Here is a 25,197-nt window from a genome sequence, read left to right as displayed (position 1 = left end):
CACTCCTATGATTTCTTTGGTTGGAAATTCATTTTGAGTGTATCACGAGTGGCTTTTCTTATGTGTCTAGCTTAATTTTACAATCGGCGTTTAGAATAAATCTCCCGTAATTAAGTTAATAAATATCACAAAAATAAAATTTATAATTTATTTTGTGTTTTACATGATATTTTATTCGCAATAATTTGTCGTCTAAAAAATCGTGCTTTTTTATATTACATAATTGTCTTGTAATTTTCCACTACTTTTTTTAATAAATATTAAATTTTATTAATAATCTACACATTTTAAAAAGTGTAGATTATTTTTTAATATTTAGACAATTAATACAAAAGCTCTCTACCTCAATTTATTTATCAAGGTAGAGAGCATATAATAAATGATCAGTTTAACTATAAACGACATCTTTAGTAATTAAGAACATAATATATTTGTATAGGACATAGAGCACGATGATTCCTGCCCATATAATTTCTATAGCGAATAGCACATTGAAACCGTTAGATAATATATCAATAAAATAAATTTTATGATTCACGTTATATAATGAAGCTGCCGTTGTGACCCATGGGAATGTTAGTGCTGAAAAGGAAACTTTAAATCCATTTTGAATAATTTTAGGTAAAAATATTAAAGTAAATAAAAATAATATTTGTGAAAGAATTAGAAACATCCATACATACCACATAGCATAACTTTCATTATTCAAGATATATCCATTTAAACATAATGCTGCAGGTGCGCTCATAATAATTACCATAGGAAATTGTTCTTGATTATAGTGTTGCCACGCTTTATTAATTAACACATAACCAAGTATCAATATTAAAAATATAGACCCAAGAATAGTTGATATATGACCAATTCTAATATTGAAACCTGATGATGTTTCACCGATAACACCTATTCCAACAAACATTACAAACCAACTCGTATTTGGTAATGACTTATAATTTCTAAAAGCATAAAAACTAATAAATAGAACAATAAAGCTCACATGCAATAAAATAGAAACGTACCAAATTATACTCAGAACAACATTATCTACCATAAATTCTGACTTAACTATAAACACTAATAGCATTAATGCCATAGGAAAAGTAGGTAGAATTGCGAATGTATTTATATTTTTAAGTTCTTGTAAAAACATTTTAGGATAAATGATCCATTTCAAACTAAAGATTAAAATTATTGCACAGGAAATAATAAAGAAAATCATTCCAACTGACGGTAAATGTATATGGTAAAGCAGATTACTTAACGCCATGATTCCCAATGCTAACCCACTTATAGCAATTGGTATCTTTTTTAAGGTACTTTTTAACATAACCAATACCCTTTCATTATTATATTGATAAAACGTTGTCTAATATCTTACATTTGTTATCTATTATTCTATACTAATATATTTCAGAAGTTTCTGCTGAACAATTTATGATTAATTTGATAATTACCCATCTTAAGTATAAATCAATAAGAGAGCGGGACAGAAATCTATTTATATAGAAAAATAAAAAAGCAAAACTTCTGCGCAATCCAGAAGTTTTGCCTTAACTCATCAATTTATTTCTATTCCATTTTGTGCTATCACTTGTTTATACCAATCAAATGATTTTTTCTTTCTTCGTTCTAAAGTTCCATTACCAGCATTATCTTTATCAACATAAATCATACCGTATCGTTTACTCATTTCGCCAGTTGATGCTGATACTAAATCAATAATTCCCCAACTGATATAACCTAGTAGTGGTACGCCATCTTGTATGCCATCATACATTGCGTCGATGTGTTGTTGCATATAATCAATTCGGTAATCATCTTGTATAGTACCGTCCGCTTCTATTTTATCTTTTGCTCCTAATCCATTTTCTACGACAAATAGTGGTTTCTCAAATCTTTCATATATTTGATTCATTGTAATTCTTAATCCAAGTGGATCTATGACCCATCCCCAATCACTCATTTTTAAGTAAGGGTTTTTGGCGGATACAATAATGTTGCCTTCGTTTGCTTCTACTCTTGATATATCTGCAATAGATGTTCGAGATGCATAATAACTAAACGCGACAAAATCAACGGTTTGCTTTAATATTTCTTTATCACTTTCACTGATTTCAATATTGATTCCTTTAGATTTAAAGAATGCATCCATGTAATAAGGATATTTTCCTTTTGCTTGTACATCTACAAAGAATGTATTTGTTCTCTCATCATTCATTGATTGCCAAACATCTTCTGGGTTACAGCTATAAGGATAGAAACTACCGCCTGCGATCATACAACCAATTTGTGCTTTCGGTGTGATACGATGACAACTTTCTACAGCTTTAGCACTTGCAACTAACATATAATGTGCTGCTTGATATAATAATTCTTCTCTATTTTCAGTTTCATCAAAGTTTAAGCCACCGCCTGAAAATGGACTGTGTAACACAACATTGATTTCATTAAATGGAATCCAATAGTTCACGTATTCTCCAAAGTTTTCAAAACATGTTTCTGCAAATTTAACATATAAATCGATTGTTTCTCTATTCTTCCAACCGTTATACTTTTCAACAATCCCCATCGGAATATCAAAATGTGCAAGTGTTACGAGTAACGCCATATTGTGTTCTTTACATGTCTTAAATAAATCAGTGTAATAATCAATACCTGCTTGATTCGGTGTTGATTCATCACCATTCGGATAAATTCTACTCCAAGAAATAGATGTTCTAAAAACTTTCAATCCCATTTCAGCAAGCATCGCAATATCTTCTTTATAATGATGATAAAAATCAATACCAGTATGGCTTGGATAATATTCTTCATCACTTAGTTCGGATTTTTTATTTCCTATTTTAATGTCTCGTCGATTAGCACCATGAGGGATTAAGTCTATATTACTTAACCCTCTGCCACCTTCAGTCCATGCACCTTCAGTTTGGTTGGCTGCTATAGCACCACCCCAAAGGAAATTTTCTGGAAAAGTCTTTATTGTCATGATTTAACCGCTCCTAATATTGATGTATATGCTTCAACGTCCGCTCTGTCAAATGATGTAATAGATTCATAGTCTTCTGTATTTGTAATGACTACGATTGTTGTAGGATCATAACCCGCTTCAATAATTTGAGCTAAATCATACGTTCCAACTACATCACCAACATTGACATGGTCTCCTTGTTCAACTGCAGTTGTGAATGGTTCACCATTTAATTTCACTGTATCAATACCTACATGAATTAATACTTCTATTCCACTATCACCAGTAATACCAATAGCATGGTTAGTCGGGAAGACTGAAGTCACTGTACCCGTTACTGGTGCATATATTGTATTACCTGTTGGTTCAATCGCGATACTCTTTCCAATTACTTCTCTACTAAAGACATCATCTTGCACACTTGAAATTGGTTTGATTATACCTTCAATTGGTGAAGCAACCGTAATATTATCTTTCGTACCTAAATCTAATAATTCATCTTCTGATTCTGGAATATCTTCAAATCCAATCACTAAAGTTAAAATAAATGACAGTACAACTGATAATACCATTACAACAACTACCCATAAAATACTCATTGGATTATCTTGATCTATAAACTGAACACTCGTAAATAGTCCAGGTGCTGCCATAGAATGACTCGCAAGTCCTGCTAAACCGGCTACTGCACCTGCCACAAAACCTGTAATAACTGATGCAATCATTGGACGTTTTAGTCGAATCGCTACCCCATATAATGCAGGTTCAGTAATACCAGCGATAATTGCAGATGACGCTGCTGCTAATGATGTTTGTCTTAATTCTCTATTTTTTGTCTTAAGTGCTACTGCAAGTGAAACCCCACCAAGAGATAAGTTTGCACCAATCTCAGATGGCATAACCATAGCTTCTTCACCAGTTTCTGCAATTGTTTGAACAATCGTTGGTGTGAAAACACGGTGCATACCTGTCATAACTAATAATGGCCATAACGCACCAACAATTGCTACTGCTAAGAATCCTAATTTATCATGTACAAAGAATACAATTTCAGATAACCCTGTACCTATTAAAATACCCGTAGGTCCAACAATAATAATTGCAATAGGTGCTGCAATTAATAAGATTAACATTGGTTTTAAGAAATTCTTCATTACGATTGGTGTAATACGATCTGCAAAATCTTCAATATATTTCAGCAACCATGTCATAACAATTGCTGGAATAATTGTATACGTATATTTTACTGACATAACTGGAACAAATGCGAATGTTGCTTCTTTTCCTTCAGCTGCTTTTTCCATAATTTCCATAAATACTGGGTGAACCATGACGCCTGCTATTGCGAGTGCTAAGAATACATTACTATTAAACTTCCTAGCTGCAGATACTGCGACTAACATTGGTAAGAAGAAGAATGGTGCATCTCCTATAGTATTTAAAATATTATAAGTTGAACTATCAACAGATAATACGCCTGTCATATTCAAAAGCATTGCTAATAATTTAATCATTGACCCACCAATAATGGCAGGAATTAATGGTGACATCGTACCAATAATAGCATCTAATATATTAATACCAACTTGTTTAAATGTTAATTTCTTCTTTTCAACAGGTTCGTTACTTTTAGCGCCACCGCTTACACCTAATTTCATTAACTCAGTATATGTTTGTGAAACGTTATTACCAACGATAACTTGGTATTGTCCACCTTGTTTACGTAAACCCATTACCCCATCAATATTTTTTATGTTCTCATCGTTTGCTTTACTCTCATCCTTTAACACGAATCTTAAACGTGTCATACAATGTGTTAAATTCTTTACATTACCAATTCCGCCGATATTTTTTAGTATTTCATCAGCCATTTTTTGATCATTTGCCATTACTTTCACTCCCGTCTTGTTTAGAACAATAAAAAAAGACCTAAACCACAAATAGATACACTTATCCTAAGATAAATTCATCTATTAATGGTTTAGGTCTCGCCTGCCGAACAGTTACAATCCTAAACAATTAATTGTTTATTTTGTTTTTCTTAACATAAATATATCACAAAATTATCAATTGTCAACGCTTACATTTCTAGATATTAATCTTTGTATATGAATCGTTAAATATAAAGCTTCGTCGTGTGTCATTTCATATTGATATTTTTTCAATAAAAATACTTCAATCTTCTTCACACATTTATACGCATCTTTATACTTCTCTCTCACAATATCGAACAGTTCAAATTCGTTTGTATTCAGCGGTTTCTTAGAAATGATACGCTGTGCAAGAAATTTCAAATGCGTCATAAATCTAAAGTAAGTTAAACTCTCTTCATCAAAATCCAATCTAAAATGATACTTCACTAAACTTAAAATATTCTGCACCATTTCTGTCACTTGATTAAAATCTGCAAAATTATTATGTTCTGCATTTAATAAATGTATTGCGATGAATCCCGCTTCATCAGTTAATAATTTAACGCCTACAATTTCTTCAATCCAGTCCAAAGCACGTAAACCAATCTCATACTCAGTAGGATAGAATTTCTTGATTTCCCATAACAAGCCATTCTTTATAGCCATACCTTCACGTTGACGTTCAATAGCAAAGTTAATATGATCAGTAAGTGCAACATAAATCGTATCACTTAAATCTTTATTATATTCATTCTTCGCAACCTCAATAATCTTTTCGACCGCTTGAACAACTTCAATTGGTACTTCAATTAATAACGTTTTAAAGCGCTCAGATATTTCTTGGTTATTTAATTCAAAAATCTTTTCAATCTTTGACTCCTCTACAATATCGCCTTCTTGCTTACGAAACCCAATCCCTTTCCCCATCACAACACGTTCTTGGTTGTTTTGGGTGACACTAATCACATTATTATTAATGATTTTATTTATCTTCATATGACACCCCTTATTGTAGTAAATACATTGTCCTATAACGATAGAATGAATATCAATATAATAACGGATTTAGTTGTCCAATGTCTATTTTTTAGAAAAATTATTTTAAAAGACGAAACTGAGGCATAAATAAGTTTTTGAAAAAATAAAATGAAAATTAAGTCGGGTGTTAATCGAAGAGATAGACCAAGTTGTAGATTAAGTCTTTAGTTAATCTAAGAGTTTACCCAAGTTGTAGATTAAGTCAGAAGTTAATCTAAGAGTTTGGCTAAGTTGTAGATTAAGTACCAAGTTAATCTAAGAGTTTGACCAAGTTGTAGATTAAGTCGGGAGTTAATCGAAGACATCCTCAAAATCAACACCATACAATGAAAAGATTCTGGTACATATATGATTTTCATAAAAAATAAGAGCAGAGATTCAATTTTAATAATGAATTTCTGCTCTTATTAAATTTCTAGGATATTTCTATCCCACTTCCTTACTTTATTTCCCAAGAAATAACCTAGATATATAATCTTTATCCAGTTACTTTATTAATTTCATAATTTCTTTGCGTAACTTACTTCTTAATTCTGCCATTGTGTTCAAATGATATTTTTTATAACCTCCTGAATCTATTCTGAAAGCATGCACACCTATTACTTCATTTTTACTATTTAAAACTGCGCCGCCTGAAGATCCTGGTTCTGCCATCATTTGATAATAGCCTATTGGATTTACATTACGTGCCATAAGTGAATACTTTCCTTTTGAATAATACATTGTACCCATAGGATCTTTTTTGTATTTTCCAGTAGGTAATCCATAATGATACATATGAATTGGTGTGTTGGCTTTTATATTGTTAATTGATTTTTCTGGTGCGATTTTGCGTATTTTCATATATTTTGAAATATCTTCTTTTGTATATAATAAGGCAACATCGCCATATTTCATCATTTTAACACCAATGACATTGAGTGTACGCGTAATTTTTGAACCTTCTTGCAGAATGTTCACTCTAAGATTTTGTACTTTTGAAGGAGTCATTGGTTTATGTGCTTGTTGATTATTGATAACATGATTTGCTGTTAATATTGTATGTTTACCAATTGCTGTGCCAGTACCGTAAGTTAACATTTTTGCTGTAGGATTCCAGTTAAATACAGTTGCAATATTAGCTGCTTTAGCTTTCGTATGTGATATAGATACACCTTTATTACCAGAAGCTTTCATAATTTTCAATGCATCATCGATACCTGATGCTTTTGTAGCTTGACCAAAGTCTCGTACATTGTCACTACCAGGTATTTTTGAAGACCATGCTTTTGGAGCTTGGTTATAGTAACTAAGATTTTTAGGCTTTGTTGTTTTCTTTTTAGTTGTTTTTGATGTAACTTTTGGCTTTATATCTTTAACAGGTTTAGCTGTAGTTTTTGCTTTTTTAGTTGTCTTACTTTGTTTAGCTTTTGGTTTTGCCTTTGCTTTTGGTTTTGCCTTTGCCTTTGCTTTTGGTTTTGCCTTTGCCTTTGCCTTTGCTTTTGGTTTTGCCTTTGCCTTTGCTTTTGGTTTTGCCTTTGCTTTTGGTTTTGCCTTTGCCTTCGCTTTTGGTTTTGCCTTCGCTTTTGGTTTTGCTTTTGACACGACTTTTACTGTCTTCTTTTTACTTGGAGCTGTTGTCTTTTTATTTTTTGGTACTACCTTTGTAGTTTGAGCCTTTTTAGTATTAGTCGTTTTCGATTTAACAGTTTTTAATGGTGCTTTAGCTTTAATTTGTTTAGTAGTTTGTTTAGCTACTTTAGGAGTGCTAGTTGTATTCTTGTTTGGTACAACTTTTGGCGGAACTTTCACTGTTTTAGTTGTTGTAGTTTGTGATTTAGGCTGCACTTTAGCATTTGAAACTACTGGTGTAGCTTCTTTTGTAGAATTGCTTTTAACTATCTCTTTTGGAATAGAATTTATTGTTTTTTGTTCTAGAACTTTATTTTCATTAGGAAGCACTGTTTCCTTTTGTTGAGTATACGTACTACTTCCATTAACTGTCTTAGTCGATTTATCAGTTGTATTAATTTGCTCGACTGACGTTAGTTCATTCACATTTCCCTCAGTTAATGGATTACTAGAATTAACAGCAGCATGTGCCGTATTCATTGAAAATAATATAGAAAACCAAAGCATAATTAATATTATAATGACACTATTAGTATGTCTCCCCACTTTGTTCACTATATCCGTCCCCTTTTCCCCTTGTGTAAAATACACTATTTTTATAATATTATATACTTGTTCAATAATTTATAGCAATGTAATTTTTACTTTTGTGAACAAAGAAATTAAAAATCATTTTACACTTCAAATATTATTGGGAACTTTTCAATTGCGCATCGTTACAAAAACACTTTAATTAACTAATTAAAAACAAAAATATTGAGTTAACCTCATCATTGGTTAACTCAATATCTATAAATTATTTAAAAGCGCTTGTTCTTTTTTATTCATAATCATCTACACATTAATTCTACTTTTCGTAAAATGGATTCTCACTAAGTTGTTGGTTTCCTTTTAAAATGGCGCGGTTTAAATGTAATTTTTCGTCATTTACATCCAATGTGAAATCGCCTTTTATATATATTTGATTGTCTTCTCCGATGTTAATTTCTGTTGTTTCGTGGTGTTCGTTTGGTTATCCATCTTTTCTATTATATTCTAATGCACCACTTGGACAGAGTTCTACAACTCTTGCAATTTCATCTGCTGTTGCATTATCTGGCATAATCCATGGGCGTTTTGCTGTATCAAACACTTGGGAAAGATTTTTTACACATTCTGCTGCATGAATACATCGTTTAGGTTCGAATGAAACATCGATAGTGTCACCTGTATAATTTTTTCTCATTTTTATCCCCCTTTGATGATTATAAATAGTGTTCAATTAAAATAAACCATATTATTTTACATTTCCACTTTTAAGTTTATCATTTAAAATAGGTTAGCTATTTATATTCTCAAGGTGGTGACTCTGATGGAAATTAAACATGGCACAAATAAATTTTATGTCGGTGAAGATGAGCAGAATTTTTTAGCACAAATGACTTATGTATCTAGTGGCGAAAATCTAATGATTATCGACCATACTGAAGTGTCTGATGAATTACGTGGGCAAAATGTTGGGAAATTATTGGTTGAATCAGGTGTAAATTACGCACGAGAAAACAACTTAAAAGTGGTTCCATTATGCCCTTTCGCTAAAGTTTTAATAGATAAGACACCTGAATATCAAGATGTCTTAAAAAAATAATAAAAACGAGGAGGCTCTGGCAATTAATTGTCTCAGCCTTCTTATTTTTTAGTTATTTATAGGATTACTATTCATTTGTAATGAATGATATATTTTATTAACGTTGAAATTATAAAGACAGAGGAGGCTATTAGATGATTAGTCAATCTGATATTACTTATTTAAAACGATGTGTAGCGTTAGCAGAACAAGCATTGAATAAAGGTGATGAACCGTTTGGATCTATTTTAGTAAGTTCTGAAGGTGACATTATATTTGAAGATCATAATCATGTTAGTGGTGGTGATCATACAAGACACCCTGAGTTTGAAATAGCAAAATGGGCAGCAAATCATTTATCACCTGAAGAACGCAAGCTAGCAACGGTTTACACTTCAGGTGAACACTGCCCGATGTGTGCCGCTGCACATGGTTGGGTAGGTCTTGGTAGAATCGTTTATGCAAGTTCTTCTGAACAACTAAATACATGGTTAAGTGAGATCGGCGCACCTCCATCACCAGTAAAAAGTCTACCAATCCATCAAATTATTGAAAATGCAGATGTCGATGGTCCAGTTCAAGAATTAGCAGAAAAAGTTCACGCGTTACATTTGAAATTACACAAGAAATAATTCGATTTTTTAATCATCAACATAACACATTAAAGTAAACTCATAATTTATATCAGTGAAGGTATTGATTTGAATATGGATTGTGCTGTAGCTGATGCTGAAATTATTCAAGCAGCTAAATCGGGTGGTCTACCGGTAAGTGTTAAAACATACTTCATATGTGAGTCATATTAATTGACGTAGCCTATACTCAAGGGTCTATTATGTACAATGAAGAATATTAATCATGATATTCTATCACATTAGTAAGAGAGGAATTAATTTATGATGAATGCTAAAGCAAGAGCTGTAAACAGTCCGGATTCCAATTTTTACGCTACAGAAATCACAAGACGTGATCTTGATAAACATGATATTTTAATAGAAATTAAATACGCAGGAATATGTCATTCAGATATTCACACTGCACATGGAGAATGGGGTCCTGTTAACTACCCATTAGTACCGGGTCATGAAATCGCTGGTATTGTTAAAGAAGTCGGTTCTGATGTAAGTAAATATCAAATCGATGACCGTGTCGGTGTTGGTTGCATGGTAGACTCTTGTGGTGAATGTGAACATTGTCAAAACGGCGAAGAACAGTACTGCTTAAAAGGAAACGTTGGAACATATGCAGGTACGGATAGATATGGTGAACCAACTCAAGGCGGCTACTCAACACATATAGTCGTACATGAAGATTTTGTACTACGCATTCCTGATAATATTGGTTTAGACGCCGCTGCACCATTACTTTGTGCTGGTATTACGACGTATTCACCTTTAAATCACTGGAAAGCATACGAAGGTAAAAATGTAGCCGTTATCGGTATGGGTGGACTTGGACACATGGCTGTTCAAATTGCACATGCTATGGGTGCTGAAGTAACAGTATTATCACGAACATTAAATAAAAAAGAAGACGGCTTGAAATTAGGTGCTTCTCATTATTATGCAACAAGTTATGAAGCAACATTTGAACAACTTACAAGCTCATTTGATTTAATTATTAATACAGTAAGTGCTAATTTAAAAATAGATGATTACCTTAAATTATTAGCATTAGACGGTACAATCGTTAACGTTGGTGCTCCAGCAGAGCCTATATCATTACGAGTTGCAAATTTAATAGGACATCGTAGGTCATTTGCAGGTTCAGCAATTGGTGGTATTAGAGAAACACAAGAAATGTTAGATTTCTGTTCAAAACACAACATTGAACCACAAATCGAATTAATTTCGGCTGATCAAATTGATGAAGCGTATGATAGAGTATTATCTTCAGATGTTAAATATCGTTTCGTTATTGATACAAGTACAATGTAATATTTTTAAAAATGGTGTCCATAATATATGGGCATTATTTTTTTATAAATAAAATGATTAAAATGCATTTATTCTTATTGTTTAGCTAAAAACATCTCTTCATTTTAGTATGTGACTGGTCAACATCCTTTTGTGTAAATTGAAAATTTGTGGTAATATCATCATGGACAAAAAGTCGAGATATTAATAGAAAAGAAGGTTTAAATATATTATGAAAGAAAATTTTTGGAGTGAATTACCACGTCCATTTTTTATATTGGCACCTATGGAAGATGTAACTGATATCGTCTTTCGTCATGTTGTCAGTGAAGCTGCTAGACCAGATGTGTTTTTCACTGAATTTACAAATACTGAAAGCTTTTGCCACCCTGAAGGTATACACAGTGTTCGTGGTCGCTTAACTTTTAGTGAAGATGAACAGCCTATTGTCGCTCATATATGGGGAGACAAACCTGAGCATTTCCGAGAAATGAGTATCGGTATGGCAGAGATGGGCTTTAAAGGTATTGATTTGAATATGGGTTGTCCTGTAGCTAATGTTGCTGGCAAAGGTAAAGGGTCTGGCTTAATTCTAAGACCTGAAACTGCAGCCGAAATTATTCAAGCAGCTAAAGCGGGTGGTCTACCGGTAAGTGTTAAAACTCGCCTCGGTTACTATAAAATAGAAGAGTGGAAAGATTGGCTAAAGCATGTCTTTGAACAAGACATAGCAAACTTATCTATACACTTACGTACGCGTAAAGAAATGAGTAATGTAGATGCACACTGGGAATTAATCGAAGCAGTCAAGAATTTACGCGACGAGATCGCACCAAATACATTGCTAACGATAAACGGTGATATACCAGATAGAAAAACAGGTCTTGAACTTGCAACAAAATATGGCATTGATGGTGTAATGATTGGAAGAGGTATCTTCCATAATCCCTTTGCCTTTGAAAAAGAACCACGCGAGCATACGAGTAAAGAATTATTAGATCTGTTGAGATTACACTTAACATTGTTCGAAAAATATTCTACAAATGAAGCTAAACAATTTAAAAGTTTACGCAGATTCTTTAAAATCTATGTACGTGGCATGAGAGGTGCTGGCGAACTGCGCAATCAATTGATGAATACAAACACAGCAGACGAAGTTCGTGCATTACTCGATGAATTTGAAGCACAAATGGAAACTGTTATCTAATTTTTAATTATAGCGATTCGAAGACTAAAGGCTGAGAACATGCCCGCGGAAAGCATGCGCATAAAAAAATGCCAGCAAAGTATAAGACTTTGTCGACACTCTGAGAGCTCATCTGACATTACAGATGAGCTCTTTTTTATATACATAATTAATTTCCATTACTCAGTTCTCTCGATAATATCTTTAATTTGATCTAAAAACTGCGTTCTTTCCGGTATATTTAATATTGGATGAACGTGGAACAAATTAAGTCCTGGTAAGAAATCATGCACGATGTTTTTTGAATTTAAAATATTAGAAAATTTAACCGCGTCTGGATATAACGCTTCTTTCGTTCCTATTGAAATTGTAATATGACCTAAGCCTTCTAAATCGCCAAACATTGGAGAAATTCTCCAATTATCAATCGGCGTATCTCCTGCCCAGAGTTCTATAATATATTTGCTTCCTAGTGTAGCTAACATTGGATCGATTTTTTCATATACATACGTTTCGGGATTAGATAATGTAGCATCGAGAATTGGCGAAATTAATACAATATTACTCGGTTGCGCTAATCCTAACGTTTTAATATATTGAGAAAATGATAATGATATTTGTCCACCTGCAGAATCTCCCATAATTATAATTTGACTTGTGTCCTCATTATTCAAAATATCATTTTTGTAAATTTCTTCGAGTAAGTCAAATGTTTCTTTGTACGTAGCGTGAGGTGTTTTAGGATATATAGCCATCATCACTTTAGCATCTATTTCTGTCGCAAGTTTATCAACAAATTCAAAATGAGCTTTGAAAGGATCTTTAAACCAAGCGCCACCATGTATATATAAAACAACCTTTTGCTTCGAATTAGGTTTATCATTCACAATATATATCTTCGACCCTTGTAACGTTTCTACTTGGACACTATTTTTGAATTTATAATTTGTCCCTTCAAATTCTCCAGCCGTTTGATACTTTACTTTATTAATTTCATTTTTAGCATTTTCTATACTTAAGTAAGGTTTCTTCATTTTCATTATTCTAATCATCATTTCATAAAGAAAACTTTTAAAACTACGCTTTTCTTTCAATCTAACATAACCAAACAAAGCCATTATACTTAAACTAATGAATGCAATTATCTTCTTAAACAAAATAAACCCCCCATATCATTCATTATATCGCTGCACCTTGTTTATTTAAAGCTTTAACATGTCTGCATAAGTATCAGTGAAATCAACATTAATATTTAAATTCTTTTTTAAAGACGATAACAAGTATCAAAATAATCATTGATGCAATTGCTGCTGTCAAAAATACTGGCATATAAGCTAAATGTGTTGCCTCTATAATACCGTTTGTAATAGCATCTCTCATTGCTTTATTATGGAATCTGATTAATTTGATCTAGTGTCTTAGATATACTACCTGAATCAGATTGCATTGAATTCATAAATTTATGTGGTATATCCTTTATATTAAAGTGTGCTTGACTTAAGTTTTCTTTTATTTTAGTTCCCGTTTGACTGAAACCAATCTGTATAAATGTAGCAAATAGTGTTGGTGCAATTGTAATACCTACTTGTCTCGATACGGATAAAGTACCAATAACTGTGCTATTGTTTTTACTAGAGTCTGCTGAACGTGTTGCTAATACTGTCATTGGCGCTCCAATTGTAAAGCCAAATCCTAGTCCTGCAATAATTGAAAATACAAAAAATGCAACGGCTTCATACGTAAAGAGTGCTAAGCCACCATAGCCGATAATACTCACAATACTGGCAACAACTAGGGCAAATATCGCCCCTTTTTTATCTACAATTTTACCGCCCATTGAAGCACCAACTCCTGAAGCTAAAGCAAGTGGTGTCATCCAATAACCACTATTCGCGGCGCTTACGTGTAATACATTTTCAACGAATGATGGAATAAAGATAATAGCGCCGATTAACATTCCAGATAATACACCCATGATTAAAGTAATTGAAAATGCTGGTTTTCTTAATAGAAAGTAAGGCAAAAATGAATCTACATCAGAGGATTCGTTTTTATATTCTATTAAAATCATGATGGCATATCCAATAATCGCTAGTATAATCAATCCGATAACTGACAAACTAAATATACTTCCAGTGATGTTCCCAGTTTGAATATTATTAATCGCAAACATCATTAATAAAGTAGAAAATGAGAATAGCATTATTGCATATTTATCAATTTTAGTTCTAACTTTCTCTTGTGTTTCAGGCATTTTGATCATCATAAAGATAACAATCATAATTGCTACTGGCACATTAATTAAGAATAACCAATGCCATGTTCCACTAACATTAATGAGCAAACTACCTATGTTAGGTCCAAGCACTGATGCTATACCATTCATTGCGCCAAGACCACCGAGCATGCTTCCTTGTTTTTCTTTTTTATAAGCAGAGATAATATGCGAACTCGCAATTACAAACAAACCCCCGCCACCAAACGATTGAATTAGTCGTGCAATGATGAAGAATGTATAATTTGGACTCAGTGCCACAAGTAATGATCCTAAACCGAATAATATCACTTCAACTATAAACACTTTTTTTCGACCAAACATATCAGCAAGTTTACCGGCAATAGGTGTTGATATTGCCATACCTAACGTATAAATCGTAATACCCCACGACCCCATCTGAGCCGTAATTTCAAAAGACTGGTTAATTGTAGTTAATGCTGCACTAATAATCCCGTTATCAAGCGCAGCCATAAATACACCAATCAACAAAAATACTACAACAATATCATATTTTTTCTCTTTCATATTCAAGCCTTCTTTCGTTTATTTGCTCCAAATTTCATATACTTATTTAACACCTATTATATGAACTCATTATGAACAAATTCAATTTGAAAGAAAAATAATATGATGAAAATTAAAATTGATATTTTTGTTTGTATATTTTTTGTATTTATATAAACTTCTCTTTCTTAATTTGTCTTATTACTGCTAGCATACTTCCTAGTGCTATACTGATGCTCAGCATGGATGAGCATCCATAACTTAATAACGGTAGAGTTACACCTGTTAATGGTATGAGTCCTGATATACCGCCCAAGTTTATAAATATCTGCAATTTTATTTTATTTTTAATATCAGAATATATTAAAATAGAGGCAATAATTGCCAATGTTAGCAATGTTCCACCTAAATCTCCTTGCATTAATACAAGTACTAAACCTAATATAGATAATGGAGGAACCAAATTTTTCAATTGATAACTTCGCCTATTTGTTAGAAGTTTATCTAATATAAATGCAAGATAAAAAATAGCCACTAACTTTAGAAATTCTGATGTTTGAATACTAAATAGTCCTAAGTTAATCCAATTCTTTGAGCCATTGATCTCTTTACCTATTATCAATGTCAGAAATAGTAATGCGATTGTTCCCAAAACAATAAACTTTTGCATATTACTATTTTTAAGAGCGTTGATATTAAAGTACATACTAATAATTAAAAGTAAAATAAACCCTAAAATTACAAAAATATATTGTCTCTTCATAAAAAAATTAGCCTCTACCGGCACTCCATTAGTTAAACTTCCTCTTGAAGCAGCTACCATACTCGCACTATAAATCATAACCACACCTATAATACTTAGAATTATAAAACAAGACATAATGCCTAAATCTAAATACTTCATGCGAATTCTAATGCTTCTTATTATTCTTAACATTATTTTACCCTTTCTTAAAAATATCTTAACAATTGTCACACATTTTTTGTTTGTTGACAAATTATTTTAGGTTGACCTAAAAATATTTGGTGAGTAGTGTTAAAAAATAGTAGAAGGATGATGAATAACGCAAACTCAAACAATTCATTTTGTTCAAAATAATATTAAAGGCTCCCTAATTCACTAAGAATTTAGGAGCCTTTTTATTTGTTACAAAAACAATTATTATAATAAAGCATAAATCTGATAATTGATGCTAGCATCTAGTAGTGTAGTTTCGAATAAATTATTATATTTAACCAGAGATATGATTAAGGATGCTATAGAAGCTAAAAGTGTAAGTAACAGAACTAGCTGTGTTAATTTTTCCATTTTTCTAATATTATTTATCAACTCCAAAACAATAGGATAATAACCTAGAAAAAATTAAAATGAAGCTTTACAATTTCAAAATTATTATCCAAAAAGCTATTGTCTTAAAGTTGATCAGATAGATTTAGAAAAAATTGAAAATAAAAATAACAATATAACTATACCTATCATTAAACACATGAAAAATTGTTCACCCTTTAATACCTTACCTCCTATTCGATTTGTTTATAATATCTCTGGATCATTTTTTATTAATGCATAAAACATAATAACTAAAGGAATAAACAGTGTGATAAGAATAAGAAGAAGAATTATTAAGCCTACTGGAAATATATAATTCATTATCTAACACCTCGCATTTCCAATCCAAAAATTTTTCCAAATTGCTTATATTTAATTTCGATTTTAAATACATATAAGTTAAGAAACAATAAAACCCCCACCTATTTATGATAACTATCAGTGTATCCTACATGAGTGAGGTTTTTTAGTTCTTTCATTCTTTAAATAATATTATAATCAATAATAATTACACTATTTAGAAAGGGGTTAACTAATGTCTATCATTTATTTTGTCAGGCATGCTGAAAGAGATACCACTATACAAGAGGATAAATTGGCTCCTTTAACTACTGATGGCCATAGAGATGCTGACGAACTTAAACGTTTCTTCAAAGATAAAAATATCCAAGCTATTTATAGCAGTCCTTATCAACGAACTGTTCATACAATTGAACCTACTGCTTTATCATTAGACCTACCTATCAATCTTATTAATGATTTACGTGAAAGAAAAATTGGATCATGGATTCAAGATTTCCCTCTTTATTCTAAACAACAATGGAAAGATTTTGATTATAAACGAGAAAATGGAGAATCATTGAACGATGTCGCTAAACGATTACTGATTGCTTATGAACAAATAATAAGTAATATAGATGGTAATATTATCATCTGTGGACATGGGACAGCATTTGCAGTTCTATTCCATCACCTTACAGACGGATACTTCGGCTATGAAGAATGGAAGCAAATGAAGATGCCAGAAATTTTTTTATATGACATATCAGATAACAAACTTAAAAAATTAAAAAGTCTCAGTTAGAATTAAATAAGTACATTCAAAACGAATGTACTTAGATTTATTTATGGTAGGACTATACTTTCCAAAAATTCTATTATTTTTGATATAGGTGAGTGTATCTCTTAAGAATGAGGTTATTATAGTTTTAAATCCGTCAATATTTTATATCATTGATGGCTTTAATAAAATCTTCTCTTAAAGTAATAGCACCAATTTCTTATGAAAAAATCCTGTTAAAAAATCTCACTACGATCAATTATCTGACCATTAAAAAAGATATTAACTTTTATAATCCCCTGCACATTATTGACTTTAACTATACTAAAATCATTAAATTTATATAAAGGTGCATACACTGCATTATAATATAAGAATATCTATTGAATTAGTGGTTTTTTATTCATTTTCTCTTGATTTACCTATATTAATAATAAATCCTGTATATACTATTATTCTTTCAGAAGCATATTTGGATTTACTTTTATAGCTTTAATTTTGAAATCTCTTTTTCTATATCAGCATGAGAAGTAAATGGACTATCTTCATATGCTAACTCCCTATAGAAAAAGAGTATGTCTATCATAAATTCATGTACTATCTTACATAGGGTGTATAAAATATCCAAATCACAATTAGAAGAAGTATCTATTAACCCGTATAAACTTTCAATGCTATATCTGTGATTATTAACTTTATTAGAAAATTCTGTAAGAAATATTCCTTTTGGACAATACTGATGTTTTATTTCATCCATCTGATCAATTTTTATTGCATAATACATTGCTTTTTTAAAATCATATTCTAATCTTCTTTTTAATTTATCACTTACTTCTATAAATTTTCTTTCTACTTCTTTATGATGTTTACTGAGATTCGAAATAATAGTGTCTAATTGTTGTTCATTAAAACTCTGTCTCCCATTTTCAATTTCAGACTCAAATTTCTCTAAATTCATTATGACAGCTGATGAGAAATTAGAATAATGTTTATAAATATTAAATTGGATGTCATCTGGTGTATTTTTCGTATTTGAATTAATAATTTGATTTAATGGAATTTTAATGCTTACTGACTTTTGATTTATTAACTTAGTTTTTTGGACTTGTTCTAATGGATTAGCCCAATAGATATTTTGATTTGGTAAATCTACTAAAAATATAAATGTTACATCCTGTTTTTGGATCCAATAGTTTAAAGTCGAAGTAGCTATACTATAACAAAAATTTTCTTTGCCACTATCTAGATATATCCCTGGATTATCTGTTCCCTTACATTGAATATAAAAATTCAATTTTGTTGGTCGATTATTATTAAGTATAGTAGCACTAAAATCTATACCAATATCTTGAGTTTGATCAATCTCATTTACTAAACAGAATCTCTGCAATATATACTTTAGATATGATGCTGATTTAGCACCTGTCATTTGATTCTTATTAAAAATCGGTAAATTTTCTGTCATGGTTCCTCCTATTTACATCTATACAATTATCTAATTTATATTATAGTACTGTAATTAGAGTTAATTAAAATCTAGGCAACTTCTTTTCCGCATTAATTAACTGTGAATCCTTTAATCCAAAGGCATTTGAAAGACTTGTAATCAATGGATACATTGAATTCAAATAATTATCATTTTCAATAATAAATGCGGGCATTGAATGTATAACATTTCTAATAAACGGCTTAATTGGATAATTTTCAAAATCTCCCTGACTCTGTTTGCCTTTAGTATTTAATAGCGTCACGAATAAAAGATACGGTTTCGGTATTTCTAGCTCACTCATTACCTCTGTAAAGTCACGTACTTTGTTAATTAGCATTTCTTCTAATTTTAACCAACTATATATGAATTTCTCATTTCGATTTTCTCTATCCATATTCATCATTCTTATTTCAGTAATTTCTAAGCTCCCGTTATGAAAAAATTGAGTATAAGCTGCAATTTTTTTAGAAGATTCATATGAAACCAAAAGACCGTCCATATTGTAACTTACATATCCTCTTCTCATAATACTTCTGGATGTAGGACTGAACACATCAATTTTATGATTTGTCTCCGCCTTACTCAAGTCAGTATAACTATTTAGTTTCATGCTAGTTTGAGGAATAATATGAATAAGCATTGCTGTGTCTCCTTCTAGATCTCCAGCAATTTCTCCTCCTAAAATCATACTCAATCTCTCATTCTTAAAATTTATGATTTTGTTCTCAGTTATGTTTTTTTCATTGAAAGCATTACGAATGTCTTCAAATAACATTGGTGTTGTCATATTTCCATATCTTATATATAAATCATCTCTACTACTATTGTTAACAGCATGTGGCTTAGTTAAACTCATAGGTATATATATTCTGAGAAGATATATTCTCAATTGTCTCTAGGTTAATTTTAATTCCATGAATAACGGGTTTTATTTTGCTACTAATGTATTGTCTAAAAGACTGCTCCCAAGTTTCTAAGTTCTGCTCATTTATTCCCACATCTTTTAGTTGAGCTGGATTATGATTATCATCTTCTCCTATTCCTATGATGATTGTCCCACCAGTAGTATTCGCAAATGAGCTAATAACTTGAAGTAACTTATTCTTTTCTTTGTCAGATATTGAGCTAAACTTACCATTAGTAAAGAAATATTGTTTATATTCTAGTTTTTGATCTTCAGATAATTTATTATCCCAAATTTCTTGTATATTTATATCAATCATCTCCTGTTCGTATAATTGGAGTAGCTTATATCTTACTTCCAAATGATGAGTACACTGTACTATTTCCATCATAGCCATATAAATCACGCACTTCTGCATCTTCACCTAACTTCCTAATAAATGGATTACCATCTTTCGTTTTTCCGAATATTGCACCATAGTAATATTCAATTTCTAATTCTGTATAGGGTTTATTGAATGCTTAAATTTCTATAATTTTAGATTTGGTATTATTCTTTGAAAAGAATAATACCTCTCCTTTCCTTCTCGATTAATCATATAATCTATAGGTATGGTTACTTCACAATTTCTATATGAACCATCTGCATGACTTGTACCTATCACCTTACATTTTGTTTTTATTGCTAACTTTTGTGCCGCTTCTATCCATTCATCCAATTGTTCCTCACTGAACATACCTACTCCGATTGGATGAAAGATAATATCTAACTGCTCATCTGTTTTAAAATCTCTAACTCCTTTTAGAATTTTCATACATAAGATATAACCTGCATTATAGTCACCTAACTTGAAATGTAACGGCTGAACTAGCTTTTCAATAGATTCAGATTCTGTTTTTGCACGTGTATAAATGATTTTTCCATTCTTATCGATAACCACTGCAATATCTTTATCGTCTTTCCTATACGAACTTACAATAGTGACATTATTATCATTGCTACCTTTGACACATCTTGTAGTCTCTCATTATCAGATATGTATCCTTCGGGAAATAGAAATACATCAACTTCGGGATTGTTAATAACTTCAAGCTCTAGTTGTTCGATGGCTTGTTCTTGTTTAGGTTATGCAAGTAATAATTTCATAGATTCCTCTTTCTTATATCAATTATTAAATTACATTTATATCTGTTTTACATAGCCCCTACACTCGTATATTCTATCTATCGCATCCTCATCTATCTGAGTTCTATCTAACACATACCCGAAACTATAGATTGGTTGAAATTTAGCGTTGGCCGGAATAACGTCGCCATTTGTAAATACATGATAATACGAGTTAAACTGTTCAAATCCATTTTTTATGTACCACTTATTACTTGATTCATCTTCTCGAGTCCAAGCTTCGATATACTCTATCTCTTTTTGGAATAATCTTTTCTCAACTTCCGCTAATAACATATTTCCAATTCCTTTAAATTGATAGTCTGGATGTACTGCGATGGTTTCAATCATTGCTTCACGTTTGTTCTTATCGTAACTACAATATGAATTACTAACTTCAACATCGATTAGACCAATAACTATATCACCCTCAATACAAATCAGTTCTATCCCATGTATTTCAGGTTTGTTATGCAATACATCATCGTAATACTGTGTGTAAAGAAACGATAATGTTCTACAACGAATCCATGAGTCTTCATATTTTTGGGTATAAGCTTTAATCTCCATAATTTACCTCATTTATCTGAGTATTTATATACAATTAAAACATTCAATTCATATTTAACTAGGAAACAGATTGAATTCATTCTGAATCGCTCTTTCTATGAGGAGAGCTTCCATAGGACTATCACAACTTATTGCGTATATCCAACTAAAATCAAAGTCTAAGTCATTATCTTTTAAAAATTTTCGTCCAGATATTTCAAAGTTTTTTCTACCTATATTAATATCGACATTTAAATCGATATCTATACTACCCATCTTACCTGTTTTAGTAACTCCTACTATAATTGGTCTTGATTCTTCTCTATTATTTTTGTAGCATTTTATATAAACTATATTTGCTAATTCTGACCATTCATTAGCAAGTCTATTTCTCCAACGGTTATAAGCAATTTCTGCTCCAACAATACTAAATTGAACTAGTTCTTTCTTATAAGTATTATTCAAATATTTTTTGATTTCTTCTATTTTAGTATCTCTTTTTATAAATTCAGAAACATATATATCCCAAGATTGCTCCAAACCTTTCAAAGTATCACTCCTTACAAGATATTAATACGGAAGCTTTGTAATACTAACCTTTGTACCTTCAAATGAATGATTTTTCAATAGTGCTTCAATTTTAGTTTTTTTATCAGCATTATCTCCATTTATGATTACTTCCTTAAGCATCTCTGATGTCATTTTACAAACTGCAAATGGTTTATCGTTCATTTGAGTTTCAGGATTTAAAGAACTATCACTATTTATATTTTGTATAATATAACGAATTTCTTCCTCCTGTCTTAAATATGGATTTTAAAAAAATAGAGAGAAGAAATATAATGCTTGTACTATACCTAAAATCACTTCCGACATGTCTGATGAATCATACTTAATATTGTCATGTGCAACAATCCATGCTCTAGCTAATTCTTTAATATAATCGAGTTGTATTTGAAGATTATATTCTACTTTTAAAGGAAATACATAAGCATTTCCAATTGTATATTCATCAAGTGTCGATCGTCCTCTCGAATAATATTCACCAAGATTTCGCATTATTTCTGAATTTTCAAAACCTAAGGCAAGTTCACCATAGTTTGACAATGCCTGTGAATAATTATTTTCACTAAAACTCCAAACGTAAGTATCATAAGGTAACTCGGTGTTTAACCTTTTTATAATAGAAACAACATCTTCCGGGGCATTCAAGTTTTTTAATTCACTTTCCATTAACCCATAAACATATTTCACTTCATTAGTATCATTCATATAGTGTATAGATCCAATTAAGAATTGCTTAGATACTATAATTTTTTCAAATGCTTCAACATTAGTATAATGGTATAAGTTTTTTACCACTTTTGGATCAGCATAAAATTGACGAGCAATTATTTCTGGTTGTACACTTCTATAAAATTTAGAATTTACATCATAACAGTCATTTAATAATTGTAAACCATCTTTATTCATAGATAGTACCATTTCTTTTGTATTTCTAGGTACATCTTTACTTTTTAACAGTTCATTTAATTTATCCATAAATTCTCACCCCACTATTAGAACTATTATGCCTATAAATTCATCATATGATTCAAAAATAACTTATTAAGACATTACTTACAAACCCTTTCTATTCTCTACTGGCTCTTTGAACAATATGATGCACACCATTCTTATCAAACACTTTATATTTCTCCATCCCTATTTTTGCTGCTACTTTTTGAGAGGGAGGTTATCAATAGTTGAATAAGAATATATTTGTTCATATCCTAAAATATTAAAAGCATATTCAACTCAGGCTTTCGCCGCTTGTGACGCATATCCTTTATTGCAGTATTCTTTAATAATATGAAATCCAATCTCAGGTAATATCTCTCCATCAATATTTTGCATCGTTATTCCACAATCACCTAAAAATGTTCCATCTTCCTTCAAAATAACTGCCCATAAACCACAATTATAGGTAGTATAATTTTCAATATTCCAATTAAGCCATTCTTCCACCTCATGCTCATTGAACGGATGATCATAGTATTGCATAGATAGAGGATCAGAGAACACTTTAGCTAAATCTTTTTTATCTACAATTCTTAATTCACGTAGGATTAATCGTTCCGTTTCAATTACTGACATGTTCATCACTTCCGTAATACTATTTTTTAAATTTACTTCCCCCTATCAATGCTACTGCTAACCAACAATTTTTCTCTGTCAATGAAATTAAAACAGTGTAGGTATGCTATGTGTTTATTTGATTTTGTGATAATTTACAAATAAAAAAAAGAGAAGGGCATCCCCTTCTTTTTAATTTTTAGAGATTTAGAAATCACTGTGGGGCCGACAAAAACAATTATAAAATTAAAAATCAATATTATCTATAAGTGAGTAACTAGTGAAAAATAGTACAGCCACTATTATTAAAATTAATCATACACTTAAAAATTCATTCATATAAAAACCCTTTATTATGGATTAAAGATGTTTTTATTCTGTAACTCTTTTTTCATTTCTAACAATGTCCTATAATTATTTCCTGAACTTATATCGTTGAAGTATGTCGTTTTACCTATTGTAATATGTGGTACGAATAACTCACCTTCAAAATAATACTCTTTTAATTCTTTAGGTACATTTAATGTATCAACTAATTTATTATGCAATCTGATTAATTCAGGGGAATATAATGATAAATATAAAACTTGTTCCCCAAAAAATTCAATAGTTTTTGGTGTAATATAAAATTGCTTTGTTTTGCTGATAATATTGTGTATTTGATTTAATCTCTCACGGCTTTCATTTAATTGGCTTTGCGCTTTTAGTGTAACATGAGGTTCTACGCCAATTTTATTCATATATTTTTCTTGCAAGTTAGTTAGCTCTGTATATATGTCTTCTGAAGGTACGATGCCTATAAAATACATTTTAAACCTTCTAAAATTTACCCAATATCATACTACCTATTATTGGTATATTATTTAAAATATTCAATTGCTCTTTCTTCTAACTTTTTAACATAATCATATTTTTTATCTATATATCTTTGTATCATCAACATCTTTTGTAATTTCTTCCTTAATCTTATTATAACTTTTCACTTCTTGTTTATGCGCTCTTAAATAATCTCTAACCTTTAAATGCCTATCTATTTCAAGATTATCGAACTGATAAATATGGATATGATGTGTTCTATTTTCTCCGCCTTTTCTTAATAATCGCCTACCCTTAATTCCCCATTCTCCAGCTACATCATAATTCTTGTTCTTAAAAGTATCATTATATGTATCAATTTGAGTAATATCTTTAACAATAACCATCATATCTATAACGGGTTTTGCTTTCATACCTTCAACCGATGTACTACCAAAATGTTCACATTTAATAATTTCTTGCCCTAATATTTCATACAAATGTTCACACTCTTCATGGTACATTAATTTCCATAGTCGATTATATTCTGATAGTCTAACTTTCATAAACCCTTCTCCCCTTTTACCTATTAGTTTAAAAGGCTACTTATTTTCATTTGTGTTGAAAACATTGTATCCTACTTTTCTAATTAAATAAGCTTCTTGAGACTCATTAAATATACTACTCACTAATTTTTCAAATAAAATATTAACTTTATTTGCGGAAATTTCGATGCTATTTAAATCTATTTTAGAAGGAAAGGTTTTTAAA

At 30.9% G+C, this 25,197-nt stretch carries 26 protein-coding genes; 5 read left to right on the top strand and 21 right to left on the bottom strand.

What is annotated here, in order from left to right; translation table 11 throughout:
* Positions 1 to 388 precede the first annotated feature (388 nt).
* The 6 genes from CD129_RS06430 to CD129_RS06405 all read right to left on the bottom strand — a co-directional run bounded on the left by CD129_RS06430 (position 389) and on the right by CD129_RS06405 (position 8,755).
* Positions 389 to 1,327, bottom strand: coding sequence for a TDT family transporter (locus tag CD129_RS06430; protein ID WP_115336988.1), 939 nt, complete (start codon positions 1,325 to 1,327; stop codon positions 389 to 391).
* A 231-nt stretch (positions 1,328 to 1,558) separates the two neighbouring features.
* Positions 1,559 to 2,986: a 6-phospho-beta-glucosidase gene (gene ascB / locus CD129_RS06425; RefSeq protein WP_115336987.1), complete on the bottom strand. Its 1,428-nt coding sequence runs from the start codon at positions 2,984 to 2,986 to the stop codon at positions 1,559 to 1,561.
* The gene (gene ascF / locus CD129_RS06420; RefSeq protein WP_115336986.1) at positions 2,983 to 4,857 is read right to left on the bottom strand and encodes a PTS cellobiose/arbutin/salicin transporter subunit IIBC; all 1,875 of its coding nucleotides are present in this window, start codon (positions 4,855 to 4,857) and stop codon (positions 2,983 to 2,985) included. Before ascF ends, ascB begins: the two co-directional genes overlap by 4 nt.
* 177 nt (positions 4,858 to 5,034) lie before the next feature.
* A complete protein-coding gene (gene licT / locus CD129_RS06415; protein WP_115336985.1) occupies positions 5,035 to 5,877 on the bottom strand; it encodes a BglG family transcription antiterminator LicT in 843 nt (280 codons plus the stop codon).
* Between the two features lie 528 nt (positions 5,878 to 6,405).
* Positions 6,406 to 8,085 carry a trypsin-like serine peptidase gene (locus CD129_RS06410; RefSeq protein ID WP_256681897.1) on the bottom strand — a complete coding sequence of 560 codons (1,680 nt, stop codon included), beginning with the start codon at positions 8,083 to 8,085 and terminating at the stop codon, positions 6,406 to 6,408.
* 457 nt (positions 8,086 to 8,542) lie between these two features.
* A complete protein-coding gene (locus tag CD129_RS06405) occupies positions 8,543 to 8,755 on the bottom strand; it encodes a (4Fe-4S)-binding protein (RefSeq protein ID WP_115336984.1) in 213 nt (70 codons plus the stop codon).
* A 126-nt stretch (positions 8,756 to 8,881) separates the two neighbouring features.
* Between CD129_RS06405 and CD129_RS06400 the strand changes: the two genes are divergently transcribed.
* From CD129_RS06400 to CD129_RS06385, 4 genes are all read left to right on the top strand, one after another.
* Positions 8,882 to 9,157 carry a GNAT family N-acetyltransferase gene (locus tag CD129_RS06400; protein WP_115336983.1) on the top strand — a complete coding sequence of 92 codons (276 nt, stop codon included), beginning with the start codon at positions 8,882 to 8,884 and terminating at the stop codon, positions 9,155 to 9,157.
* A 134-nt stretch (positions 9,158 to 9,291) separates the two neighbouring features.
* Positions 9,292 to 9,768 carry a nucleoside deaminase gene (locus tag CD129_RS06395; protein WP_078357237.1) on the top strand — a complete coding sequence of 159 codons (477 nt, stop codon included), beginning with the start codon at positions 9,292 to 9,294 and terminating at the stop codon, positions 9,766 to 9,768.
* A 264-nt stretch (positions 9,769 to 10,032) separates the two neighbouring features.
* Complete coding sequence (locus tag CD129_RS06390) at positions 10,033 to 11,073, top strand: NAD(P)-dependent alcohol dehydrogenase (RefSeq protein ID WP_115336982.1); 1,041 nt, start codon at positions 10,033 to 10,035, stop codon at positions 11,071 to 11,073.
* 211 nt (positions 11,074 to 11,284) lie between these two features.
* Positions 11,285 to 12,259: a tRNA dihydrouridine synthase gene (locus CD129_RS06385; protein ID WP_115336981.1), complete on the top strand. Its 975-nt coding sequence runs from the start codon at positions 11,285 to 11,287 to the stop codon at positions 12,257 to 12,259.
* A 158-nt stretch (positions 12,260 to 12,417) separates the two neighbouring features.
* Here CD129_RS06385 and CD129_RS06380 read toward each other — a convergent pair whose 3' ends face one another.
* The 4 genes from CD129_RS06380 to CD129_RS06370 all read right to left on the bottom strand — a co-directional run bounded on the left by CD129_RS06380 (position 12,418) and on the right by CD129_RS06370 (position 15,957).
* Complete coding sequence (locus CD129_RS06380; protein WP_115336980.1) at positions 12,418 to 13,395, bottom strand: alpha/beta hydrolase fold domain-containing protein; 978 nt, start codon at positions 13,393 to 13,395, stop codon at positions 12,418 to 12,420.
* Positions 13,396 to 13,483: 88 nt separating this feature from the next.
* Positions 13,484 to 13,618 carry a hypothetical protein gene (locus CD129_RS13440; protein WP_256681896.1) on the bottom strand — a complete coding sequence of 45 codons (135 nt, stop codon included), beginning with the start codon at positions 13,616 to 13,618 and terminating at the stop codon, positions 13,484 to 13,486.
* A 7-nt stretch (positions 13,619 to 13,625) separates the two neighbouring features.
* A complete protein-coding gene (locus CD129_RS06375) occupies positions 13,626 to 15,041 on the bottom strand; it encodes an MFS transporter (RefSeq protein WP_243832006.1) in 1,416 nt (471 codons plus the stop codon).
* Between the two features lie 148 nt (positions 15,042 to 15,189).
* Positions 15,190 to 15,957: an FtsW/RodA/SpoVE family cell cycle protein gene (locus CD129_RS06370; protein ID WP_115336979.1), complete on the bottom strand. Its 768-nt coding sequence runs from the start codon at positions 15,955 to 15,957 to the stop codon at positions 15,190 to 15,192.
* Between the two features lie 928 nt (positions 15,958 to 16,885).
* Between CD129_RS06370 and CD129_RS06365 the strand changes: the two genes are divergently transcribed.
* A complete protein-coding gene (locus CD129_RS06365; protein ID WP_115336978.1) occupies positions 16,886 to 17,434 on the top strand; it encodes a histidine phosphatase family protein in 549 nt (182 codons plus the stop codon).
* Between the two features lie 460 nt (positions 17,435 to 17,894).
* Here the strand turns inward: CD129_RS06365 and CD129_RS06360 are convergent, their stop codons facing one another.
* The 11 genes from CD129_RS06360 to CD129_RS06320 all read right to left on the bottom strand — a co-directional run bounded on the left by CD129_RS06360 (position 17,895) and on the right by CD129_RS06320 (position 24,992).
* Positions 17,895 to 18,875, bottom strand: a complete 981-nt coding sequence (locus CD129_RS06360; RefSeq protein ID WP_115336977.1) for a DUF4365 domain-containing protein — start codon at positions 18,873 to 18,875, stop codon at positions 17,895 to 17,897.
* A gap of 64 nt (positions 18,876 to 18,939) precedes the next feature.
* Positions 18,940 to 19,755 (bottom strand): hypothetical protein, encoded by an 816-nt coding sequence (locus CD129_RS06355; RefSeq protein ID WP_243832005.1) that lies wholly within the window; start codon positions 19,753 to 19,755, stop codon positions 18,940 to 18,942.
* Entirely contained in the window at positions 19,742 to 20,200 is a 459-nt protein-coding gene (locus tag CD129_RS13435) for an RNA-binding domain-containing protein (RefSeq protein WP_239710483.1), read from the bottom strand. Before CD129_RS13435 ends, CD129_RS06355 begins: the two co-directional genes overlap by 14 nt.
* 132 nt (positions 20,201 to 20,332) lie before the next feature.
* Positions 20,333 to 20,743, bottom strand: a complete 411-nt coding sequence (locus CD129_RS06350) for a hypothetical protein (protein ID WP_115336976.1) — start codon at positions 20,741 to 20,743, stop codon at positions 20,333 to 20,335.
* 242 nt (positions 20,744 to 20,985) lie between these two features.
* Entirely contained in the window at positions 20,986 to 21,537 is a 552-nt protein-coding gene (locus tag CD129_RS06345) for a GNAT family N-acetyltransferase (RefSeq protein ID WP_107593088.1), read from the bottom strand.
* 54 nt (positions 21,538 to 21,591) lie between these two features.
* Entirely contained in the window at positions 21,592 to 22,065 is a 474-nt protein-coding gene (locus CD129_RS06340; RefSeq protein ID WP_107558947.1) for a hypothetical protein, read from the bottom strand.
* Positions 22,066 to 22,086: 21 nt separating this feature from the next.
* Positions 22,087 to 22,218 carry a hypothetical protein gene (locus CD129_RS13430; protein WP_256681895.1) on the bottom strand — a complete coding sequence of 44 codons (132 nt, stop codon included), beginning with the start codon at positions 22,216 to 22,218 and terminating at the stop codon, positions 22,087 to 22,089.
* 114 nt (positions 22,219 to 22,332) lie between these two features.
* On the bottom strand, positions 22,333 to 23,058 hold the full coding sequence (locus tag CD129_RS06335) for a hypothetical protein (protein ID WP_243832003.1): 726 nt from the start codon (positions 23,056 to 23,058) through the stop codon (positions 22,333 to 22,335).
* A 255-nt stretch (positions 23,059 to 23,313) separates the two neighbouring features.
* Entirely contained in the window at positions 23,314 to 23,652 is a 339-nt protein-coding gene (locus CD129_RS06330; RefSeq protein WP_239747326.1) for a GNAT family N-acetyltransferase, read from the bottom strand.
* Between the two features lie 332 nt (positions 23,653 to 23,984).
* Positions 23,985 to 24,440: a 2'-5' RNA ligase family protein gene (locus CD129_RS06325; RefSeq protein ID WP_107593087.1), complete on the bottom strand. Its 456-nt coding sequence runs from the start codon at positions 24,438 to 24,440 to the stop codon at positions 23,985 to 23,987.
* 105 nt (positions 24,441 to 24,545) lie between these two features.
* Entirely contained in the window at positions 24,546 to 24,992 is a 447-nt protein-coding gene (locus tag CD129_RS06320) for a GrpB family protein (protein ID WP_338121197.1), read from the bottom strand.
* Between the last annotated feature and the right edge of the window lie 205 nt (positions 24,993 to 25,197).

It is taken from the genome of Mammaliicoccus fleurettii (genome assembly GCF_003970575.1).
GTDB classification, from domain to species: Bacteria; Bacillota; Bacilli; order Staphylococcales; family Staphylococcaceae; genus Mammaliicoccus; species Mammaliicoccus fleurettii.
This window is presented reverse-complemented; position numbering and strand designations above follow the sequence as displayed.